The 20,928-nt window shown below is 48.9% G+C and carries 19 protein-coding genes; 9 read left to right on the forward strand and 10 right to left on the reverse strand.

The genetic code is table 11. The features are described 5' to 3' along the window. Positions 1–10: 10 nt before the first annotated feature. From GUA98_RS15125 to GUA98_RS15145, 5 genes are all read right to left on the reverse strand, one after another. Positions 11–871: a M56 family metallopeptidase gene (locus tag GUA98_RS15125; RefSeq protein WP_153980254.1), complete on the reverse strand. Its 861-nt coding sequence runs from the start codon at positions 869–871 to the stop codon at positions 11–13. Between the two features lies 1 nt (position 872). Continuing rightward, the gene (locus GUA98_RS15130) at positions 873–1,289 is read right to left on the reverse strand and encodes a BlaI/MecI/CopY family transcriptional regulator (RefSeq protein ID WP_095291044.1); all 417 of its coding nucleotides are present in this window, start codon (positions 1,287–1,289) and stop codon (positions 873–875) included. A gap of 258 nt (positions 1,290–1,547) precedes the next feature. Then, positions 1,548–3,008, reverse strand: coding sequence for a catalase (locus GUA98_RS15135; RefSeq protein WP_153980255.1), 1,461 nt, complete (start codon positions 3,006–3,008; stop codon positions 1,548–1,550). A gap of 234 nt (positions 3,009–3,242) precedes the next feature. Continuing rightward, positions 3,243–4,049 (reverse strand): winged helix-turn-helix domain-containing protein, encoded by an 807-nt coding sequence (locus GUA98_RS15140; protein WP_153980256.1) that lies wholly within the window; start codon positions 4,047–4,049, stop codon positions 3,243–3,245. Further along, positions 4,025–4,420 carry a Fur family transcriptional regulator gene (locus tag GUA98_RS15145; RefSeq protein ID WP_127537336.1) on the reverse strand — a complete coding sequence of 132 codons (396 nt, stop codon included), beginning with the start codon at positions 4,418–4,420 and terminating at the stop codon, positions 4,025–4,027. Before GUA98_RS15145 ends, GUA98_RS15140 begins: the two co-directional genes overlap by 25 nt. A gap of 274 nt (positions 4,421–4,694) precedes the next feature. Between GUA98_RS15145 and GUA98_RS15150 the strand changes: the two genes are divergently transcribed. Next, the gene (locus GUA98_RS15150; RefSeq protein WP_193723602.1) at positions 4,695–5,819 is read left to right on the forward strand and encodes a GGDEF domain-containing protein; all 1,125 of its coding nucleotides are present in this window, start codon (positions 4,695–4,697) and stop codon (positions 5,817–5,819) included. A 107-nt stretch (positions 5,820–5,926) separates the two neighbouring features. Here GUA98_RS15150 and GUA98_RS15155 read toward each other — a convergent pair whose 3' ends face one another. The 3 genes from GUA98_RS15155 to GUA98_RS15165 all read right to left on the reverse strand — a co-directional run bounded on the left by GUA98_RS15155 (position 5,927) and on the right by GUA98_RS15165 (position 8,692). Next, complete coding sequence (locus tag GUA98_RS15155; protein ID WP_193723603.1) at positions 5,927–6,865, reverse strand: aldo/keto reductase family protein; 939 nt, start codon at positions 6,863–6,865, stop codon at positions 5,927–5,929. 182 nt (positions 6,866–7,047) lie between these two features. Beyond that, positions 7,048–8,319, reverse strand: coding sequence for a hybrid sensor histidine kinase/response regulator (locus GUA98_RS15160; RefSeq protein ID WP_193723604.1), 1,272 nt, complete (start codon positions 8,317–8,319; stop codon positions 7,048–7,050). Positions 8,320–8,341: 22 nt separating this feature from the next. Beyond that, positions 8,342–8,692, reverse strand: coding sequence for a hypothetical protein (locus tag GUA98_RS15165; RefSeq protein WP_193723605.1), 351 nt, complete (start codon positions 8,690–8,692; stop codon positions 8,342–8,344). Between the two features lie 382 nt (positions 8,693–9,074). On the opposite strand from GUA98_RS15165, the gene GUA98_RS15170 reads away from it, so the two are divergent. From GUA98_RS15170 to GUA98_RS15180, 3 genes are all read left to right on the forward strand, one after another. Further along, positions 9,075–11,036: an anaerobic ribonucleoside triphosphate reductase gene (locus tag GUA98_RS15170; RefSeq protein WP_193723606.1), complete on the forward strand. Its 1,962-nt coding sequence runs from the start codon at positions 9,075–9,077 to the stop codon at positions 11,034–11,036. Further along, positions 11,033–11,542: an anaerobic ribonucleoside-triphosphate reductase activating protein gene (nrdG, locus tag GUA98_RS15175; protein ID WP_193723607.1), complete on the forward strand. Its 510-nt coding sequence runs from the start codon at positions 11,033–11,035 to the stop codon at positions 11,540–11,542. The genes GUA98_RS15170 and nrdG overlap by 4 nt, the downstream gene beginning before the upstream one ends. A gap of 185 nt (positions 11,543–11,727) precedes the next feature. After that, positions 11,728–12,567: a methyl-accepting chemotaxis protein gene (locus tag GUA98_RS15180; protein ID WP_154894724.1), complete on the forward strand. Its 840-nt coding sequence runs from the start codon at positions 11,728–11,730 to the stop codon at positions 12,565–12,567. A 102-nt stretch (positions 12,568–12,669) separates the two neighbouring features. On the opposite strand, the gene GUA98_RS15185 is transcribed toward GUA98_RS15180, so the two are convergent. Next, entirely contained in the window at positions 12,670–15,489 is a 2,820-nt protein-coding gene (locus GUA98_RS15185) for a glycoside hydrolase family 3 C-terminal domain-containing protein (RefSeq protein WP_153980263.1), read from the reverse strand. A gap of 386 nt (positions 15,490–15,875) precedes the next feature. On the opposite strand from GUA98_RS15185, the gene GUA98_RS15190 reads away from it, so the two are divergent. The 5 genes from GUA98_RS15190 to GUA98_RS15210 all read left to right on the forward strand — a co-directional run bounded on the left by GUA98_RS15190 (position 15,876) and on the right by GUA98_RS15210 (position 20,291). Next, complete coding sequence (locus tag GUA98_RS15190) at positions 15,876–17,420, forward strand: FAD-dependent oxidoreductase (protein WP_153980264.1); 1,545 nt, start codon at positions 15,876–15,878, stop codon at positions 17,418–17,420. A gap of 261 nt (positions 17,421–17,681) precedes the next feature. Beyond that, entirely contained in the window at positions 17,682–18,011 is a 330-nt protein-coding gene (locus tag GUA98_RS15195; RefSeq protein WP_193723608.1) for a PadR family transcriptional regulator, read from the forward strand. Then, a complete protein-coding gene (locus tag GUA98_RS15200; protein WP_153980265.1) occupies positions 18,004–18,597 on the forward strand; it encodes a DUF1700 domain-containing protein in 594 nt (197 codons plus the stop codon). The genes GUA98_RS15195 and GUA98_RS15200 overlap by 8 nt, the downstream gene beginning before the upstream one ends. Beyond that, positions 18,594–19,493, forward strand: coding sequence for a DUF4097 family beta strand repeat-containing protein (locus tag GUA98_RS15205; RefSeq protein WP_153980266.1), 900 nt, complete (start codon positions 18,594–18,596; stop codon positions 19,491–19,493). Before GUA98_RS15200 ends, GUA98_RS15205 begins: the two co-directional genes overlap by 4 nt. 78 nt (positions 19,494–19,571) lie before the next feature. Continuing rightward, a complete protein-coding gene (locus GUA98_RS15210; protein WP_153980267.1) occupies positions 19,572–20,291 on the forward strand; it encodes a 3-ketoacyl-ACP reductase in 720 nt (239 codons plus the stop codon). Between the two features lie 78 nt (positions 20,292–20,369). On the opposite strand, the gene GUA98_RS15215 is transcribed toward GUA98_RS15210, so the two are convergent. Further along, entirely contained in the window at positions 20,370–20,918 is a 549-nt protein-coding gene (locus tag GUA98_RS15215; RefSeq protein ID WP_153980268.1) for a helix-turn-helix domain-containing protein, read from the reverse strand. Positions 20,919–20,928 lie beyond the last annotated feature (10 nt).

Here is a 20,928-nt window from a genome sequence, read left to right on the forward strand (position 1 = left end):
CACATTCAATTTATCCGATCGACCAAACAAACAAAACTGACATCAACAAAAACACTGTCGCCGACATTAATATGGCGAACCACGGGAGAGCCAGCTCAACATCTTGTTCCGGATCGAGCAAACGAGAGATGCGCACATTCACCGACGTATCGGCAAACGAGGATTGCACAGCCATCTCCCTTACGCGCCATGGTTCCGGACAAGCGCGGATCAGCTTGAGCAAGGCACTGCCAATTCCCGCTGCATTTCCCGTACGTTCAATTGCTTCATTATCGGCTAAAATTTCGCGGACGATATGATATTGTTTTGAAGTATGCTTCAAAACAGGAATATACGGCATCATCATGGCAAACACCGACAGCAGCGTTGTCTTCAACGGATCACGGTGCCATAGATGATGTACTTCATGATACACAACAGCTGCTTCTTCTTCAGCATCGAGCATACCGAGCAACCCCGTCGAGAGAACAATGTAAGGCCTCCATAAACCAATCGTAAAAGCAATCGGTGACTGCTTGTCCACGACGATGAACCCCGGTTGTTGGAGATGGCGGTACTTGACCTCAAGTGCTCTGGACATTTCTTGGTTCTCGATCGCATGGAGCTTGCGTACAGCTGCTCGCGTCTTCATCATTCGATGCATGAACAGCCAGCCTGTTCCTCCAAAGGTTAGCACGACAAGCAGCATCAAAAAGTGGCCTACCGACAACCATCCCATACGGCTCATCCAGTGATTGCACAGCCAGAGCAGATTAAAGGGAATGTCCCAGCCAAACAGTTTGTACATGGCGTACATAAACATTTGAATGAACACAAGTAGCGGAATGCCAAACCCGACAGTAAACAACAGTTTCGAGCGGGCCTTCCACATATCAGTCGCTATCCTTTTTCCATTGTTTGATCTTCTGCTCCAGACGTTCAATCAACCCCGCATCGGCTTCATCCAGTGCATCCAGCATGTGGCTCACTGCAAGTGCACCGAATTCGTCTACCAGTTCATGCGACAGCTCCTTCGATTGGTCGTTCATAAACTCCTCCTTGCTCTGTACAGGGTGATACAGTGACGTCCGGCCCTTCTGTGTTTTGCGAAGCAGACCCTTGTCCACGAGCCGGTTCATAACCGTCATGACGGTATTAAAATTAACATCTTTATCTTGTTCAAGTGCTGTTTGCACCTCACGGATGCTGCTACCTGGACGCGCCCATAAGATATCCATAATCTTCGCTTCCAGCGGGCCAAAAAAACGATTCAGCCCACGCTCACCCACTTTAAAATTGTGTATTTTCATGTTCAGACACCCCTCACACTACCCATTGTAGTGCCATCAAACGAGAAGTCAACCTCTATGTCAGCTATTTATTGTAAATGATTTGTAAATTTGTTTTCCATTTCAGAATATCACTGGGATCATATATGAGAAGCCAGCTCGGCTGCAAAGACAGCAAAAAGACTGGACAGCCCTGCATTCTCTGCAGTCATGCCCAGCCTTATCCGTATTCATTTATTACCTACAAGCTTATGAAAAAATATTAATAATGTCTCTTATTTACGGTCTGCCGGATGGCATGTATGCCGAGATATCTACACCCAGTCCACGAGCCAGACGTCCGCCAAGCTGTCCATCAGCCTGGAAGAAGTGACATAATGCACGCATCTGCGTCTGGGCCGGAACACCTTTCAGGTCATTAATCAGATTATCAATCAGATTATTCTGTTCTTCGGCCGTGAAGGAACGGAACAATTCGCCTGCCTGCGTGTAATCATCGGTTTTCTCAATTTTCTCCCGTGTAACATGACCGTGCAGCGGCACCTGAGTATCCCGGTATGCCGGATCTTCCTGTGGACTGCTGGAGGAGCTGTTCGGCTCATAATTCACAGGGGAGGGATCCTGATTCACATTCATGAGTCCATCGCGCTGATGGTTGCGAACCGGTGCATACGGGCAGTTCACCGGAATCTGCAAATAGTTTGGTCCAAGGCGGTGACGCTGGGTATCCGGATAGGAGAACAGGCGTCCTTGCAGCAGTTTATCCTCAGATGGCTCAATCCCAGGCACCAATGCACTTGGCGAGAAAGCCGCCTGTTCGACTTCAGCGAAGAAGTTTTGCGGATTGCGATTCAGGGTCATGGTTCCTACCGTTTGAAACGGAATGATATCTTCCGGCCAGGTTTTGGTTGGATCAAGCGGATCAAATGAGAAATCATCCATCTGCTCCGGCTTCAGAAGCTGTACCTGCAGCTTCCACTGCGGATACTGGCCATTTTTGATATGGTCATACAGATCCCGGGTAGCGTGGTTGAAGTCCTGTCCTTGCACTTCAGACGCTTCCTGACGAGAGAAGCCGCGCACACCCTGTGCAGACTCCCACTTATACTTCACGTAGTGGATCTCGCCTTGCGCATTAATCCATTTGAAGGCGTGCACACCGAATCCATCCATCTCACGGTAACTCGCAGGCGTACCCAGATCAGAGAACAACCACGTCATCATATGTGTGGACTCAGGTGAAAGGGTCATGAAATCCCAGTACCGTGCAGGGTCTTGAATATTCGTATCTGGCGCAGGCTTCAGGGAATGCACCATATCCGGGAATTTCATCGCGTCACGGATGAAGAATACAGGCAGATGGTTACCGACAATATCATAGTTGCCTTCCCGCGTGTATAGCTTGACGGCAAACCCGCGTGGATCACGCGCAGTCTCTGGCGACCCCGTTCCGTGAATTACCGTGGAGAAACGGACCAGTACAGGTGTTTCCGTACCAGGCTCCTGGAGGAAATCCGCTTTGGTGAACTCTTTCATACTGTTCTCCAGGGTAAATACCCCATGAGCACCCGCGCCTCTGGCGTGCACGACCCGCTCCGGAATACGTTCACGGTCAAAATGGGCAATCTTCTCGATCAAATGATAATCTTCAAGTAGAGTCGGTCCTCTTCTGCCTGCTGTGCGGGAATTCTGGTTATCACCCACGGGTGCTCCCTGGTTCGTTGTCATATGTTCTGTCATCTCTGCATCCTCCTCATGATGGCCTCATGCCTGTGTATCTATTATTTAAATCATATTCGTCATTACTTTAAATATACATTTAGACTTGATCTAACTGTTAAAATGATTCTAACATGTCCCATAGAGAATCTGCATGAGTTTCGCATGAGGTTATCATGAGTATCCTGATCGTTTCATGAATGAAGGATGAACATCTGCTTATGTCATAAATAACTAGAAATAAAAAAAAGCGGACTAATCCGCCAGGCGGTAGCCCACTCCTCTTACTGTAACAATATATTGCGGGGAAGCTGCGTTATCTCCAAGCTTTTTGCGCAAGCTTTTGATATGAACATCAACTACATTGCTTCCACCCGTAAAATCAGTCTCCCAAATATCGCTGAGCATCTCCTCCCGGGAAATGACAGCTCCTTTGGCATCAATCAGCTTCAGCAGCAGATCGTATTCGGTCTTCGTCAAGTGAATCCGCTCATTGTCCCGCTGAACACTCATCCGCTCCCGATCCAGCCACAGGTCCTTGAAGCTGATCCGTTGCCCTTCCTCAGGCAAGAAGCCGCGCTTCGGCGTAACCGGACTATTGCCAATCATGCGCTGCACCCGGTACAGTGCTTCCTGCGGACGGGCTGGCCACACCAGCAGCTCTTCCTGAAGCATGGGTCCGCTTGCGCTGCCTATCATATTCTCGCCCACCAGATATAGGCAAGGTGCCATACGCTCTGCCTCCCGGTTCAAACGGCTGCTGATGCCAGCGAACGCATCAATCGTTCCAGCCACAGACAGATCATAGATCAACAGATCAAATACCAGCCGTTCATGAAGATCCGGTTCCCAACGATGAAACACCAATACATCGAAGCAGCTATCCGTCAACGCTTTGACCAGTTCATGAACCTGGCCTGGCATCGGACTGATCAGAATGACACGCCGTGTGACAGGACAAGCTTCCACAAAGGGAGCCGGATCAGTAAGAGCTGGCTTGACCCGCAGCGGCAAACGTCGATCAGACATCCTGATTTTTACTTGATCCGTTTGTTTTTGCATTCCCCGCAGACACCTCCAAAGACCACATGAGCGTGATCAATTGCATAACCGGTTTCCTCGGCCACCTGCTGCATCCACGCCGAAGGGACCTCTGTCATAACCTCATCCACTTTGCCACAGACTTCACACATAATATGCTGGTGGTCATCCATGCGAGCATCATATCGGCTGGCAGTCTCACCCAGCTTAAGCTCCCGGATCAATTCTTTGTCCGTTAAATAACGCAGCGAATTATATACGGTGCCATAGGCGAGATTATAGCCTTGTTCGACCAGACGGTTCATCACGTCTGCAGCAGTCGGATGGTCTTCCGAGTGGCGTACTACATCATATACGGCCTGTCTTTGTATCGTCAGATTTAGAGTTTTCACGGCAATTCTCCTTTATTAATCCATTCCAAAATATATACGATGACACAGCAATCCATCGATCGCTATGATTCCCAGAAACATTGAAACAAATTTTGATTTAGATTAAGTATAAATCTTAATGTATAATGAAGTCAATACGAGTCTATTACCAGAAAACTTATATTAATAATAGACCATTTCCAGCAATCGAATTGCACATTTGCTATAATATGGTTCGCTACTGTGCTCTTTTTCAGATAAAATATAGTAATGTGCGTTAAAGGAGGGCTGTTCATTGTTAAGCACGTTCTTTATTAATATCTGTGTCATGATCACATTCATGTACATATCCGGAATTATTGCCAAATACTATAACATTCGTGTCCCGTTCCCCTCATTACGTGTGCAGATGATCGGCGGCTTCCTGTTTGGTATCTATGGTACTGTGCTGATGAACTATTCCTTCCCTCTTAATGAAGATACTATTGTGGATCTGCGCCATCTTGCGATAGTTACAGCCGCAGTGTATCTGGGAGGTCTGGCATCGATCATCTCGGGACTTGTCATCTCCGTCCTGCGCATTGCAATGTTTGGTATGTCGTCTGCAGCGATTGATGCCGGATTCGTCATGACACTAATCGGTTTATCCGGTGTATATTTTGCCTATGCTTCCTGGTCGAGATTAACCAAAATCATAACGATGAACCTGCTGGGCATAACACTGATTTTTGTGATTCTGGTGCTGAATTCCAGCAGCATGAATTCATTAATGAAAGTATATCCGTTACAAATGACAATTTCTTTTGTCGGTGGGATCTTTATTTATTTTATCGCCGAATTTATTAATAAATCGAATGAGATGTTATTCCTACTGGAACGTAGAGCATCCACAGACCACCTCACCAATCTTAGCAATCGCCGTGAGTTTGAGAAATCCCTGGAACTGCAGCTGGAGCGTGCCCGGGAGAACAGACAGAAGCTTTCCCTGCTCGTCATTGATATCGACCGCTTCAAAAAAGTGAATGATACGTACGGTCACAGTGCTGGAGACGCTGTCCTGAAACAGCTGGGGCAATTACTTATCGAACATTCGCGATCAGCTGACATGGTCTCACGTAACGGTGGCGAGGAATTTGCAATCCTGCTGCTGGACTGTGGCAATCATCAAGCCCTGGCCATCGCAGAATCCATCCGCCAGTCTGTAGAAAAGTATCTCTTCGCTCTGCCAGATGGCACAACAATTCGTCTGACCATTTCTATCGGGGTAGCTGTCTTTCCGGATCATTGCGACGAGCAGGATGATGCTGACTTCTTCGAGCAGGCAGACCGTGCGTTATATGAAGCCAAAAATACCGGGAGAAATCGGGTCTGCGCCATTCCGAAGCGATCCAAGGTGCTTATTGGCAATCGTCTGCTCTAGCCTAAAACACAAAAAAGGATGTCCCGCAGTTAAGCCTAATGATGGCTGCGGGGCATCCTTTTTTACAATTTAGTTTGCATAGCTATGCCTTAAAAGGCTGCTAACCACTAAGACAGGATCTGCTCGATCTCTTCAATAATGGCTGAGTCCAGCTTCACACCTGAAGCAGCAGCATTCTCCTTCACCTGTTCCGGACGACTTGCCCCTACAAGTGCACTGGATACATTGTTTTGACGCAAAATCCATGCAAGTGCCAGCTGCCCAACCTTCAGATTCAGCTTGTCCGCTACTTCAATCAGCTGACGCACTTTTCCGATTTTCTCTGCATTGATCTTGCCTTCATCCCAGCCGAGCTTCGCCGCACGGGAGTTCTCCGGAAGATCTGAAGCCGAGGTGTACTTGCCGGTTAACAGGCCTTGTGCAAGTGGAGAATAGACAACTTGTCCGATTCCCTTGCGCTCACCCAGTGGAATAATCTCCTTCTCAATATAGCGGTCAAACATGTTATAGACCGGCTGATTGACCACGACATGATCGAGCAGCAGACGGTCAGCGGTACCCAGCGCTGCTTCCATCTGAGCAGCAGTCCATTGGCTTACGCCTACGTACAGCACTTTTCCTTGACGCACCAGGTCATCCAGTGCACGCAGCGTTTCTTCAATCGGTGTTTCCGTATGATAACGATGGCAATAGTAGATGTCCACATATTCCACGCCTAAGCGTTTCAAACTGGCATCACATTGCTCCTTAATATGTTTGCGGGATAAACCCTGGTCATTCGGACCGTCGCCCATTTTGCCGAACACTTTGGTTGCAAGAACATAGGAATCACGGGAATATGCTTTCAAAGTCTGCCCAAGCAGCTCTTCCGCCGCGCCGCGCTCGTATACGTTTGCTGTATCAAAAAAGTTAATGCCTTCGTCGAATGCGGTTTCAATTGACTTCACCGCATTTTCACGCTCCACATATCCTCCGTACGTCAGCCAGCTGCCCAAGCTGATCTCGCTTACTTTCAGTCCGCTTCCACCCAATCTGCGGTATTCCATTGAATGCACATCCTCCTCTAGATTAATGAGTATGATTCTTACTTTTCTATTGTAACGTAACCAGCGTGGATGAAAAGGGATTTAACAAAAGAAAACGGATAAATAAACAGAACCGATTCGAGGCATGCTCTTTCCGTATACAAAAAAAAGCGTACCTGATTAGGTACGCTGCTTATATTTTCTTATGCCCGGTGCAATGTCGCGCTCAGTGCGTTCAGCAAGTCCAACTGTCTAACCGGCTTGGTTAAGACAGCATTAACGTTCCCCGCCTCCTGAGGATCCATATGCATTCCGTAGGGGACCAGGATGATGATCGGCAGTTGGTTGGCCATTCCCTTTAATTCATGAATAAAATCCATGGCCTTGTCTGGCTCTAACCCCATGTCAATGACCGCAATTTCAGGCTCAAGTCCATCTTCCAACCATTGTTTTGCCTGGCCCGTGTCTGAGGTCATGTTCACATCCATCTCCCACCTGCGCATGAGGGAAGATACCCCCTGCAGAATATCAGGAGCTTTGACCAGCAGTACCGTTTTACCTTTCAGTCGCTCTTGGATGCCTGTAAGCTGTGGAAGTTCCCAGTGTTTCATCAAGGGCAGCCTGATCTGAAATTCCGTCTCCTCCTCAGCCAGGCTGGTCACCTCGATACGGCCATGCATGAGAATGGCGAGATTTTGGCTGACGGCCAAACCGAGGTTGGTGCCCACAAGCTTCTGAATGCTGACATTTCCGTCCAGTGTATTAAACGCCTGCAGCTTTTTGTCCGATGCCAGCATCCGGCCCGTATATTTGATGTGAAGCAGCAACGTACCAGCCTCATCCACATTCTGACCATCTACGACGGCCGTAACGAGCACGGAACCTGTACGCGTGGAATCAATGGCATATTTCAGCACATTTGCGAGCAGCTGACCGATCTTGACCTCATCTCCCACGAAGACCTGAGAGACATTCATCTCAAGGTTCAGTCCCAGCTCGATTCCTTTCTCCATCGCCAGCCCGGCATGCAAATACACAGTACTCTCAATAGTAGAAACCAGGTCAAAGGGATCATCATGAACTACCGTTCTACCTGTTTCATTAATATTAAAGTTCATTATATTATTCAGCAAAGACAGGAGGATGTTGCCACTGGTCTCGATCATGTCCACATATTCCACATGCTCTTCGGGCATATCCGGTGTACGCATCAGATCGGTTAAACCAAGAATGCCATTGAGCGGGTTGCGAATCTCATGACTCATGAGCGCAATCATCTGGGCCTTCGTCATCGCTTCCGATTCTGCACGTTCCTTCTCCATCTGCAGCTGCTGTTTCAGCTGCTCCGTATCATTCAGCTTTTGTTTCTGGATGAGCAGAGTATTCTCCAAGTCAACGACATATCCAAGGAATACAGCCATGGCGTTCAATGTCTTCATATCTGTCTCACTAATGACATAGTCCGGCTTGTCCATTAAACAAATCGTCCCAAAGGTTTCACCCGAACGCCGCATGATGGGTATGCCCACAAAAAAAACGGTTACCGAGCGCCTTGGTTACATCCATTGAGCAAGTCAGCGGATGTGCTGCAGTATCCGTTATGATCAGGTTTTCTTTTGTATTTCGCAGCACCAGACTGCAGTAGGAAGAATCAAATGGAAGTTCACTGCCACTGATAACCAGTTCCTCGTTTCGGTTAAAAGCTTCCAAAATGACATTGGTCGTCTCGTCATTGGTGGCAACAAAGATCGTATTGACCTCCAATACCCCGCTTAACACGTCCACGATGTGGGACGCTGCTTCCTGTACATTTTCATAAAAGCCTCTCGTAATCCCTGCCGTTCCCATGATCCACCCCTCAAATCTTAGCTGTATTTCTACATCTCTATCTCAAAATGAATCTGTCCTGTATATGAGGGTCAAATTTCTTAAGTTAACTGTCACAACATGTACATATATGTTTACCACCATAGAAGCTCAAGAGAATCATAGTGTATGAAATCCAAGCTTATCCCGAGTACAGCGTAAATAGGAATTATACTCTTCCCAGTTCACTTTGAAAACCTTTATCCACTCCACCCGCAGCAGTTCCTGCCTGTAGAAGGTTACAGTGTGAGAATGATCACACCCAAAAATCCACATATAGTTTATAAATGGATAATGCAAGTCTACATATAGTGTTTAAATGAAATGACCGATATTATAAATCAATATTTGGGAGGAATCTCACATGAACCTGCTTGAGTATGCCACTCCACCGGCATCCGATCTATTATCCGACCTGGGAAGACGAATTATTGGCGCAGAAGACGCAGACACACTGAGGGAGAACGCCAACCTCAATGGTGATTCGTTCAGCGGCAAAATGAGCAGGCTCGGCTCGGAGACCGCCAAGTGGCATGCTCTTCGTCATGTACTGCCGGAAGAGCTTGCTGCATCTGTAGAGAATGGAGATCTCTACGTTCATGATCTGGATCAGTATGCGCTTGGAACAACCAATTGCATCTTTATCCCGTTCGATCGACTGCTGGCCTCCGGCTTCAATACGGGTAACGGCTCCGTACGTACCCCGCAGACCATCATGTCGGCAATGGCGCTCGTCGCCATCATCTTTCAATCACAGCAAAACAGTCAGTACGGCGGAGTATCTGCCAACAAAATCGACTGGGATCTGGCTCCTTATGTACAGCGCTCCTTCCGCAAACATTATCGCAAAGGACAGCGTTTGCTTGGAGAGCACACGCAGATCGACGACGAGCATCTGCACCTGGACAGTCCAGTGGCACGGGAAGCATGCCCGCGTGCTTTTGCTTTTGCCTGTGAGGAAACAGAACTGGAGACCGGACAGGCTGCCGAATCATTGATTCACAATCTGAATACCATGAGCAGCCGGGCAGGTGGACAGATTCCTTTTACCTCGCTGAACTATGGACTATGCACCTCAGCCGAAGGCAGGCTTGTATCCCGTTCCCTGCTGGAAGCAACCATCCGCGGCCTTGGCGGCGGGGAAACGCCCGTGTTTCCACAGCATATCTTCCAGTGCAAGCAGGGAATTAACCAGGCTCAAGGGGAACCCAACTACGACTTGTTCCGACTAGCCGTGACCTGCTCTTCCCGGCGCATGTATCCGAACTTTGTCAACGTGGATGCCTCATTCAACCTGCCTTACTATCGTCCTGAAGATCCGGATACCATCATCGCCACCATGGGATGCCGTACACGTACGCTGGCAGACCGCTTCGGACGCAATCGGCAGAGCGGTAAAGGCAACCTTTCGTTCAACACCATCAATCTGGTCAAACTCGGCATTCGCTATGGCATCTGTCAGGGTGCACGGGCCGTCGCCGACCGTACGGGATTCTATGCAGCACTGGAAAAGGTCATGGACCGTGCGGCCTCCGGACTGCTGCACCGCTATCGTATCCAAACGGCACAGCCTGCCAAAGCATCTGATTTCATGATGCGGGAAGGAGTGTGGGAAGGCGGTGAGCAGCTCGCACCAGATGAACCGGTAGCCGAACTGTTGAAGCATGGCACCTTGTCCATTGGTTTTATCGGGCTTGCCGAATGCATGACCGCACTGTATGGCCGGCACCATGGACAGGACCCCCATATCCACCGTGAGGCGTTGAATGTTATCCGCACCATGCGTGAATTCTGTGACCGCATGAGTGAACTGCATAACCTGAATGTTACGCTCTTTGCCACGCCTGCCGAAGGGTTATCCGGCAAGTTCACCAAGATTGACCGCGAGCGATATGGACTCATTGCTGGAGTCAATGACCGGGAATACTATACAAATTCATTTCACATTCCGGTCTATTACACCCTGCCAGCTTACCGCAAAATTGAACTGGAGGCTCCCTTCCATACGCTATGTAATGCCGGAGCCATTTCCTATGTTGAACTGGATGGAAATGTACGGGCCAATACCAGCGCCTTTCAGCGTATTGTTCAATATGCACTCGCCCAGGATATTGGATATTTCTCCATTAATCACCCGATAGACCGCTGTCCAGCATGCGGATATGAAGGTGCCATTGGTGATGTATGTCCTGGGTGTGAGGCACACGAGGACCACGTGCACTTTCAGCGACTGCGCCGGGTCACCGGTTATCTTACCGGCGACTACAAGGTACGCTTCAATTCCGCGAAACAGGCCGAGGTGCGGGATCGGATGAAACATAAGTGAATCTGTACGGTTATATTCCCGAGTCTGTAAATGAAGGACCTGGTCTGCGAGCGGTCATCTTTATCAGCGGGTGCCGTCATGCCTGCCCAGGGTGCTTCAGTCCGGATTCATGGAGCTTCCGGGCAGGAGAACATTTCACCGCAGAGCGACAGCTGCAGATTTTGCATGAGTTAACAGCCCATCCCCTGCTGGATGGGATAACATTATGCGGGGGTGATCCCTTTTTCTCAGCAGAGGAATGCATCCCTTGGGTTCGCCGTTTCCGCGATGCATGCCCTGATCGGACCGTTTGGGCCTATACGGGATTCACCTATGAAGAGCTTGTCACTGATCCTATACGGGCTGAACTGGCCTGGCTGTGTGATGTCATTGTAGATGGCCCCTACGTGGCTGCCGAACGGGATATATCCTTACCCTTTCGGGGCAGCCGCAATCAGCGCTTGGTGGATGTGCAGGCGACGTTAAGAGATCAACAAATTGTTACAGTAGACCTTGAGTCGTTATAGCATGATCCCAATCGATATTCTCATTGAAAATACGCAGAGGATGAATTGCGTGTATTTTCGATGGGAATTTTTTTATTTTTAACTACTCACTTCTTTATTGCATGTCGATATAATATATAGGTGGTTACTAAAATAAACTTTAGCACTTTTATACATTAAACATTTTAGGAGGAAATTACCTAACTATGGATATTATTCAAGCACTCATTACATGTATGCCGTTTTTCCGTGATACCATACGCCAGGATGTAACCCTTTCCATTATCGATCGGGAGAAGTTCCTGTACTTTTCTGCAGGAGAGTCCTTAAAACAATTGGAATTCAAAGCGGGAGATCCTTTGCTTGAACCCAATCGTAATTTTGCCGATCTGAAAGGCACGACGGAGAAGCAGTTCGATCATTATCCCAAGGAGTTATTCGGTGTTCCATTTGATGTATCGTACCTGCCGATCAAAAACGAACAGGGTGAGGTCATCGCCATATTCAATCTGCTCTACAGCATGGACGACCAGGCTCAGTTACAACAGCTCATGGAAGCGACGGAGCATCTGACCAATCAGCTTATTGATAGCGTGCAGCATGTGGCTGCACATTCCGAGGAGCTGAGCGCCACAACTGAGGAAATTCGGAATAACTCCAAACAAGCTGTACAGAAATCAGGAAACGTAACTCAGGTTGCGAGCTTCATCCGGGAAATCTCCGAACAAACCAACCTGCTCGGTTTAAATGCTGCCATTGAAGCTGCCCGTGTAGGTGATGCAGGAGCCGGATTCGGCGTCGTTGCGAAAGAAATCCGCAAACTGTCGGTAGATACCAAGCAAGCCACCACCCAAATTGAAGAATCCCTTCTCGCTGTCCGGCAATCCATTCAAATGATGGAAAATGAGCTTGGAGAGATTACCGCCAGCTCGCAGGAACAGGCGGAACTCGTCAACAATTTCATGAGTACCATTGAACAGCTGAATGAAACCAGCCAGCAGCTGAAACAATTCGTGAACAAACTGATTACGTTTGACGGCAAATAATATACATATCGATACTCAAGTGGAAAAGCCCCCGAATCTGATTCGGAGGCTTTCTTCTATTCAATTATTTAGTATGCGGCAAGCTCATTCTATCCGCTTTGTTTAGCGAATCTCAAAATGGCTTATGCGTACACCCGCAGACAATATAATATAGATGTCCCTTTGGCCTGCTGCACCTTGAAGATCGGCTTTCACCGTAGACCATTGCTGTGCACCACTTTGTGCGATGTCGACACGTCCTGCCAGTGTTCCGTCTGCTGCGTCCAGACGAACTTCCAGTGCTGCACCTGGTTGTTCTGACGATACACGTGCTTCAATGACTGCTGCTTGATCCCCTAGATCGGCATCTTTGAAAGCAATCCATCCGTGCTCCCCCGTCACGCGGACAGAAGTTCCACCTTCCTTGCTCTCATCCAGATCCACACCAAAGTAAGCATCATAATTCTCAGCACGGGTCACCACGCTCAGATTACGGGCAGGGATTGTTTCGCCATCGACCGTCAGATCAGCAACAAGCTGAATATCGGATGACGATTTGCCGACCATGATGGAATACGTTCCTGCTTCAACCACATAACGATCACGGGTGACATCCCAGATGGCCAGTTCCTGTACTGGCAAGCTGAAGCTCACTTTTACGGTTGCGCCAGCTTCAACATGGAGACGACGGAATCCTTTTAACGTTTTGAGTGGACGTTTCACACGGGATTTGCCGGCGCGTACATACAACTGGACGACTTCATCACTGGCAATGGTTCCGGTGTTGGTTACGTCGACGGTTACTTTGACCGTTCCTTCGGGTCCCGCTTGGTCGGGATTCAACTCCAGGTTGCTGTATTTGAACGCAGCATACGTTAATCCATGTCCGAATGGATACAGTACATTGCCTTCAAAATACTGATACGTACGTCCGGATTGAATGATGTCATAGTCCTTGATATCCGTTAACTGATCTGCGGATTGCACCCACGTCATGTTCAAACGGCCTGCTGGTGCGTAATCTCCGTAGAGCACGTCGGCGACAGCCGTACCCAGTTCCTGTCCTGCATGGGAAGTGTACAGTACAGCCGGGATGTTCTCTTGAACCCAATTGGATGTGAACGGGTAACTGCCCACAATAACCACAACGGTATTCGGATTGGCCGCATATACAGCTTCAACCAGACGTTGCTGGGATTCAGCCAGATCCAGGCTTGGACGGTCAATCTCTTCCTTCCCGTTCACAAGCGGATTGTTCCCGACAAATACAATGGCCGTTTCTGCTTCTTTCGCAGCGGCTACAGCTTCATCCAGCCCGTTCACAACGATGTCCTTCTTAAACGTCTCGGTTGCACCAAAAGACTTCAGCTCTTCTGACACGGCAAATGCGTCGTTTCCGCCATTTGGCGCGGTTACCGTTTTGCCATTCCATGTTGTCAGACCGACACTACCATCTTCCTGCGGAAGCAAGTGGAATACTTCCTTCACGAACCAGCCGTACACTTCATCTGCTGAAGCCGTTACCGTTTCTTCATCCGTGGTCAGATATTTGCCATTGCTTTCTGCCTGCAGCGTGAGACTTCCGAAGCCCCAATCCGTCAGCGTGAACGTCTCTGCTTCTCCCGATGCAATAAGCGGTGACTTCTCGCCTTCAGCCAGTCCGATTGCTTTTCCATTCGCTACCGAAGTCAATGTAATTCGGTCATTTCCATCCTTGAACACAACCTTATCGCTGCCTACCTTGCCGCTGATTGCCTCAAGCGGAGATACGCTGTAAGGCATGGTGCCAGCATACCAGTCACGGTAAACAGTGCCGCCCAGCTGACCAATGACAGCCACTTTGCCTGATTTGGTTTTATTCAGCGGCAGGGTGCCTTTAGCGTTTTTGAGCAATACAACCTGTTCTCTTGCTGCTCTTAGCGACAGGGCCTTCGCCTTCTCTGTCATCATCGCTTCTTCGCCAATGGACGCATACGGATTGCCTTCAGCCGGATCGAACTCACCCAGACGGAAACGTACACGGAATGTATTGAACAATGCCTGGTCGATATCTTCCATTGTTAGCGTTCCTTGTTCCAACCCTTCGCGAAGGGCTTGCTTGGACAGATCCGCATCATCGGTAATGCTGTCGATTCCCGCTTTGACGGACTCCACCGTGCCCGGTGTATGAGAATCATAGTACTTATGATCGTTCTTGATCCCCATCACATCACCTGCATCGCTGACGATGAAACCATCCATGCCCCACTCGCCTTTGACAATTTCGTTCACAAAAGGATGAAGCAGTGCCGGCGTACCGTTAATGGAGTTATACGCGGTCATCATTGACTGCGCTCCGCCTTCCTTGAACGGTTTCTCGAATGCCTTCAGATAATATTCACGCATATTGCGTGGATCAATGCTCGATGAGCCGCTTCCGCGATCCACTTCATTATTATTCGCAAGGAAGTGCTTGAGCGTTGCAACAGCCTTGTAATATTTCGGATGATCTCCCTGAATCCCCTTGACCAGTGCAGTGGTAAGTTCGGCAGTCAGTTCCGGATCTTCGCCATAAGCCTCTTCATTGCGGCCCCAACGCGGGTCACGTTCCATATCAACTGTAGGTGCCCACAGGGTAAGACCATTCACAGCCGGATTGCGTTTGTAGAACACGCGCGCCTCGTCCCCGATGACAGAACCGATTTCTTTCATAAGTTCCGCATCCCATGTGCAAGCCAGTCCAACAGGCTGCGGGAAGGATGTAGCTTCACCAAGCCAGGCCAGGCCATGGGCGGCTTCTGTTCCGTGTTTATAAGCAGCAATACCCAGGCGTTCTACCGCTGGCTGGTATTGCAGCATGGATTCGATTTTTTCATCTTCCGTCAGACGGGATACCAGGTCCTTAACCCTTGCGTCCAGTTCGAGCGTTGTATCCTGAAATGGATATTTGGTTTGATTCGTCATGGGTTGAAATCTCCTTTATACTTCATATCGTTTATCGGCTAATGATAGCGAATACATATAATGTAATGAACACGGTGCACTTTGATAAATCTACGACTCGTTTTATATAGGTAAAAACGTTGTTAAATCAACATTTAAACATCTGTATACATTACCCTGGTACATTTACTAAAACGGTTTCGATAACCCTATCATAATGCATGTCAGGCAAAAATAACAGGGGTCCTCTTCAGGAAAATGTGAACAATGATTTGTAAAGTCTCAGCCACCTCGTTTTATTCTGACATAGTGTGGCAATCATGGTTAGGAGTACATCAACTTCGCGCTTGCATGGGATACGAACCATTTCATTTTTGACCTGAAGAAAGATCAAGGAGGACAACCGAATGAGCAACAATCAACAGCCCCCGGCGGGCCTGCCCCCCATACCGGAATCGATCTGGAGGGCTACTCATGAATTTGACGCCTATCCGAAGCTTACTGAAGATATCAGTGCAGATGTAGCCATTATTGGTGCAGGGATTGCTGGCATCACAACAGCCTATCTGCTTGCCCAAAGTGGAATGCGTGTGGTGGTGCTGGAAGCCGGGAAAGTACTGGATGGTACAACCGGACATACAACAGCCAAGGTTTCTGCACAGCATGGGGTCATTTTCGATGAACTGCTTCACCACTTCGGACAGGAACAGGCGCGCATGTATTATGAAGGCAATGCGGAGGCCGCCAACTGGATGCGCAATCTCGTGAAAGAGAAACAGATCGATTGCCAGTGGGCAGAGGAAGATGCCTACGTGTACATTCAATCCGAAGATAATCTGAAAAAGCTGGAGATTGAGCTCACCGCTTACGGCAAGCTGAACATTCCAGGTCAGTGGGTCGATCCGCTTCCGATTCAAGTTCCATCGAGAGCAGGCATTAAGATGCCAGGTCAAGCTCGCTTTGACCCTCTCGCCTATTTACACCATTTGCTTGATTCTGCCGTTAAGCAGGGAGTTCAGATCTATGAGCATACGACAGTCACTGATGTGGAAGAAGATGCTTCACTTCATGTACGTACTTATGGTAATGGCCCATCCGTGACAGCAGAACATGTGGTTGTAGCCTCCCACTTTCCGGTGTATGACCCTGGTTTTTATTTCACAAGGTTACACGCCGAGCGCTCTTATGCGGTTGCCGTAGAACCTCAAAAGCCTTATGCCGGCGGCATGTACATCTCGGATGATGAGCCAGCCCGTTCCCTTCGCAAGGTGCTCCATGAAGGGAAGGAGCTCATTCTCTTCGGCGGGGAAAACCATAAAACCGGACAAGGAATCTGCACCTATGGTCATTATGAACGCCTCGAGCGGTTCGCAGAGGAAACGTACGGCATCCGCAGCATTCCATTCCGCTGGTCCGCCCAGGATCTGATATCCATTGATAAAGTGCCTTATATAGGACCGATTACCGGAAGGCATGAACGAGTTTATGTCGCTACCGGATTCGCCAAGTGGGGCATGACCACTGGTACGATGGCTGGACATATTCTGGCAGATCGTATCACCGGTCGTGACAATCCCCATGCCGCTGTCTTCGATCCAGCCAGATTCAAGACCGATCCCGGTATGAAAAACTTTATCATCGAAAACGCGAATGTAGCGAAAGAGCTGATCTCCGGAAAAGTAGGCATCGTTCACAAGAACGTCAGCGAGATCGGCAATGACGAAGGTGCCGTTGTTCGTCATAACGGCAAACGTGCCGGTGCTTACAAGGACACCAGCGGCAAACTGTTTTTGGTCGATACAACCTGCACGCATCTGGGTTGCGAAGTGGAATGGAATGAAGGGGAACGCTCGTGGGATTGCCCTTGCCACGGTTCCCGCTTCGATTTTGCCGGCAAAGTCATTGAAGGACCGGCTGTCAAAGATCTTAAAGTGCTTGAAGCCACAGAATAAACAGAGTAGATTCAGTTTCCAGACCCGGGTAGGATTCCGTCTTCGGACGGAGGCATCCTACCCGGGTTTTACGTATGCTGTTCTTATGGGAAGTCAATCGAAGTTTACACGAGCATCGGGTGTCTGTTCTTGAGCACAACCATGACACGGAACTATTTTTAAATCACTACCTTGCAATATACAGTACTGAATGCTATTATGATTTCACAACTACTGATCAATACACACTAGTGATTGAAGAAGGATTAAGGAGGAACCTGTGTGAACGTGAATATCCAGTTCAAAAAGGGAGTACTGGAGCTATGCGTCCTGGTGCTGATTAACCGCCAGGATCGGTATGGCTACGAACTGGCTCAGGCGGTTTCCAAACATATTGAAGTTGCCGAGGGTGCACTGTACCCCTTACTTCGCAGACTTGTTCAAGACGGGTACTGCACCACCTATTTGCAGGAATCAAGCGAGGGTCCGCCCCGTAAATATTACAAGCTGTCGGACACAGGTCGTGACTACATGCAGGCACTGACTACGGAATGGAATGAATTTGTGGGCAACGTCGCAAATCTGATTGAGGAAGGAACCGATCATGAATAGACAACAATTTATGCAGGCCATGGAAATCCATCTGCGGCCGATGGAGCCTCAAGAACGGGCGGAGCTGCTCGCTGACTATGATCAGCACTTCGAGCTCGGGCTTCAGGAAGGAAGAACTGAAGAGGAGATCGCCCGCGAGTTAGGCCATCCGGAAGAGATTGCGCGGGAAGCACTCGGTGAGCGCTATGACGTGAACACGCCGGGTTCCGATCCCTTCTACGCTCCGACTTATGGTGAAATGCGGCCGCCGAAGAACAGCAACCGGGCTGCTCGCAACTTTTTTACAGGGATTGGCCTGATTTTTCTGAATTTGATTCTGGGCATTCCTCTGGGGTTAACCCTCTGGTCGCTATGGCTCGCCATTGCCAGTATGTCCTTGCTGGTATTGGCCCCGGTCGCAGCTGCGGTGGACTTCCTGTTCCTCAGTCCTTTTGATAAGGCAGAGCTGTTTGTAGCTATTGGTGCATTTGGTGTTGGGATTCTGTTCTTCTTGGCCGCACAGCGAGTTTTCAAGGGCTTCAAGGCCGTCACGCTGCAATACATTAGATGGAATAGTAAAACGATGAAAGGAGACGTTTCCGCATGAGTACAAAAAAGTGGTTGGCTTTGGCTGTCATCTGTATCGGAATAGGTTTGCTCGGCACGTCCATATATGGAGTTCAGTTCGGAGATGATCGGGAAGCTTACTCCAAACGATGGGATTTCAAAAATGATGAGTTGCAAAATGTAATTATGGATGCCAATTTTAGCGCGGATATCGAATTCGTGGTCAGCCCGGATTCCAATGGTTATATTGAGGTAGACGGTAAATGGGACCCGGTTGTCATCCAAAGTTTCGAACAGGCCACGTTATCTGGCGGCACGTTCAAGCTGGCTCAGACAAAACGTGAGCGAATACAGTTTTTCACCCTGTATTGGAGTGATCGGGATTCCAAAATCACCGTAGCTCTGCCTGAAGGCCACCAATTAAATGAGGTTAAACTCGATTCGTCCTCAAGCGACTGGAAGTTGGCCGGTTTACATGCCAATCTGCTTGAGCTCAACAATACCTCGGGATCCATTCGGCTGGAAGATATATCGGCCCCGCGTATTGATCTGGATCTCACTTCAGGGGACATCAAGGCTTCCACTATCGATGGTGACATGACTGTAACGCAAACCTCCGGAAGCTTCACTGCAGATCAGTTAGATGGTAATGTGAACAGTGAAATAACATCAGGAGATGTAGAAATCACACAGTTAAACGGAGCAGCCAATATCCGCTTCACTTCGGGAAGTGTTCATATCGAACAGACCCATTCTGCAGCGGTGGATGTATCGGGACAATCAGGAGACGTCTTCATTCAAGCTGCACCCGATTTTGAAGGAGTCTACGACGCTCGTGCCACTTCCGGAGATGTAAATGTACCGGAATCTCTGATGAACAGCAAGGAAGTCATCAAGGCCCGTACCACCTCTGGCAGCATCCGTATCACCAAGTAGTGATGAAGCAAATATGAGAACTGTGGGTAATATAGTATAATCAACTGCCATTCCAACTTATAAGGAGGAATTACCCACATGGAACTTAAAAATAAAACGGCTGTCATTACAGGAGCCGGTAAAGGTATTGGCCGCGCCATTGCCGAAGCACTTGCCAAGGAAGGTGTGCATCTCGGCTTGATTGCACGTACGGCTTCCGATCTGGAGGCCCTTCAGCTAACGTTAAGCGAGGCATATGGCATTAAGGTCACAAGTGCTGTAGCTGACATTTCTGATCGTACACAGGCTGAAGCAGCAGTAGCAGCAATAGAAATGGAACTAGGCGCGGTTGACATTCTCATCAACAATGCAGGTATTGCCAGCTTCGGTACCTTGCTCGACATGGAGCCTGAAGAATGGGAGCGTATCCTGCATGTTAACGTTATGGGTACATACTATGTGACTCGTGCCGTCCTGCCGAGCATGATCAAGGAAAGCAGCGGCAGTATAATCAACATTGCTTCCACAGCGGGTGAACGTGGATTTGCTACAGGATCAGCATACTGTGCATCCAAGTTCGCGCTGCTGGGGATGACCGAATCCCTGATGCAGGAAGTGCGCAAATCCAACATTCGTGTAACGGCGTTAACCCCAAGCACAGTTAATACAGAGCTTGCTACCAATGCCGGATTGAAAATCGGAGACGAGGATCGCATGATGCAAGCGGAAGATGTAGCCGAGCTGGCTCTGGCGACACTTAAGCTCTCCGATCGTGTATTTGTCAAAGCTGCTGGAATCTGGACAACCAATCCGCAGTAAACAGCAGAAATGAATTTGGCCGCCCGGAAACCTCCTGGCGGTCTATTTTCATTTTACCTAAGAGATGCTGCCGCGCCTCTATTTGTCCCACAAACGGTCCAGATCCAGCTCTTTGGACACGGCGATTAACACAACTGCTGTCTCATCTCCAATGTTCGTTACCTCATGGGGAACGATGGCATTCCAGCTAAACGAATCCCCCACTTCCAATATCTCAACGTCCTCACACTGTGCTGCACGAATTCTGCCCTGGAGGACCAGGTGACTCTCTTCCCCTGCATGCTTGTTGACCCCTGTGGAAACACCCGGTGGCAGTTCTACAATCGACATGCGCATGGCCCCTTTTGCCGTCAGATGCTGTACCTTGATCGAACCGCTGCCCGCAGTCGTTTCCTGCCGCTCATCCTTGCGCACCACATTCATCCGCTGTTCTGGTGTAAGCAGCAGGTAAGGCAGGGGAACCTCCAGATAATCCGCGATACTTTCAAGTGTAGCAATGGAAGGGGATGTCTTGTTATTTTCGACGTTGCTGATAAAGCCCTTTGACAACCCCGTCCCCTCGCACATTTGCATAATCGTAATCTGTTTTTGCTTCCTAATCGTACGAATGGCCAAACCGATATCCATACTGCTTCTC

It is taken from the genome of Paenibacillus sp. P13VS (assembly GCF_015143645.1).
Lineage (GTDB): Bacteria > Bacillota > Bacilli > Paenibacillales > Paenibacillaceae > Paenibacillus > Paenibacillus xylanilyticus_A.

Coding starts and splice junctions, on each gene's coding strand:
- GUA98_RS15125 (WP_153980254.1), bottom strand. CDS start 871: ATGTGGAAGGCCCGCTCGAAACTGTTGTTTACTGTCGGGTTTGGCATT.
- GUA98_RS15130 (WP_095291044.1), bottom strand. CDS start 1,289: ATGAAAATACACAATTTTAAAGTGGGTGAGCGTGGGCTGAATCGTTTT.
- GUA98_RS15135 (WP_153980255.1), bottom strand. CDS start 3,008: ATGACAGAACATATGACAACGAACCAGGGAGCACCCGTGGGTGATAAC.
- GUA98_RS15140 (WP_153980256.1), bottom strand. CDS start 4,049: ATGCAAAAACAAACGGATCAAGTAAAAATCAGGATGTCTGATCGACGT.
- GUA98_RS15155 (WP_193723603.1), bottom strand. CDS start 6,865: ATGGAATACCGCAGATTGGGTGGAAGCGGACTGAAAGTAAGCGAGATC.
- GUA98_RS15160 (WP_193723604.1), bottom strand. CDS start 8,319: ATGGACAAGCCGGACTATGTCATTAGTGAGACAGATATGAAGACATTG.
- GUA98_RS15165 (WP_193723605.1), bottom strand. CDS start 8,692: ATGGGAACGGCAGGGATTACGAGAGGCTTTTATGAAAATGTACAGGAA.
- GUA98_RS15170 (WP_193723606.1), top strand. CDS start 9,075: ATGAACCTGCTTGAGTATGCCACTCCACCGGCATCCGATCTATTATCC.
- GUA98_RS15180 (WP_154894724.1), top strand. CDS start 11,728: ATGGATATTATTCAAGCACTCATTACATGTATGCCGTTTTTCCGTGAT.
- GUA98_RS15185 (WP_153980263.1), bottom strand. CDS start 15,489: ATGACGAATCAAACCAAATATCCATTTCAGGATACAACGCTCGAACTG.
- GUA98_RS15190 (WP_153980264.1), top strand. CDS start 15,876: ATGAGCAACAATCAACAGCCCCCGGCGGGCCTGCCCCCCATACCGGAA.
- GUA98_RS15200 (WP_153980265.1), top strand. CDS start 18,004: ATGAATAGACAACAATTTATGCAGGCCATGGAAATCCATCTGCGGCCG.
- GUA98_RS15205 (WP_153980266.1), top strand. CDS start 18,594: ATGAGTACAAAAAAGTGGTTGGCTTTGGCTGTCATCTGTATCGGAATA.
- GUA98_RS15210 (WP_153980267.1), top strand. CDS start 19,572: ATGGAACTTAAAAATAAAACGGCTGTCATTACAGGAGCCGGTAAAGGT.
- GUA98_RS15215 (WP_153980268.1), bottom strand. CDS start 20,918: ATGGATATCGGTTTGGCCATTCGTACGATTAGGAAGCAAAAACAGATT.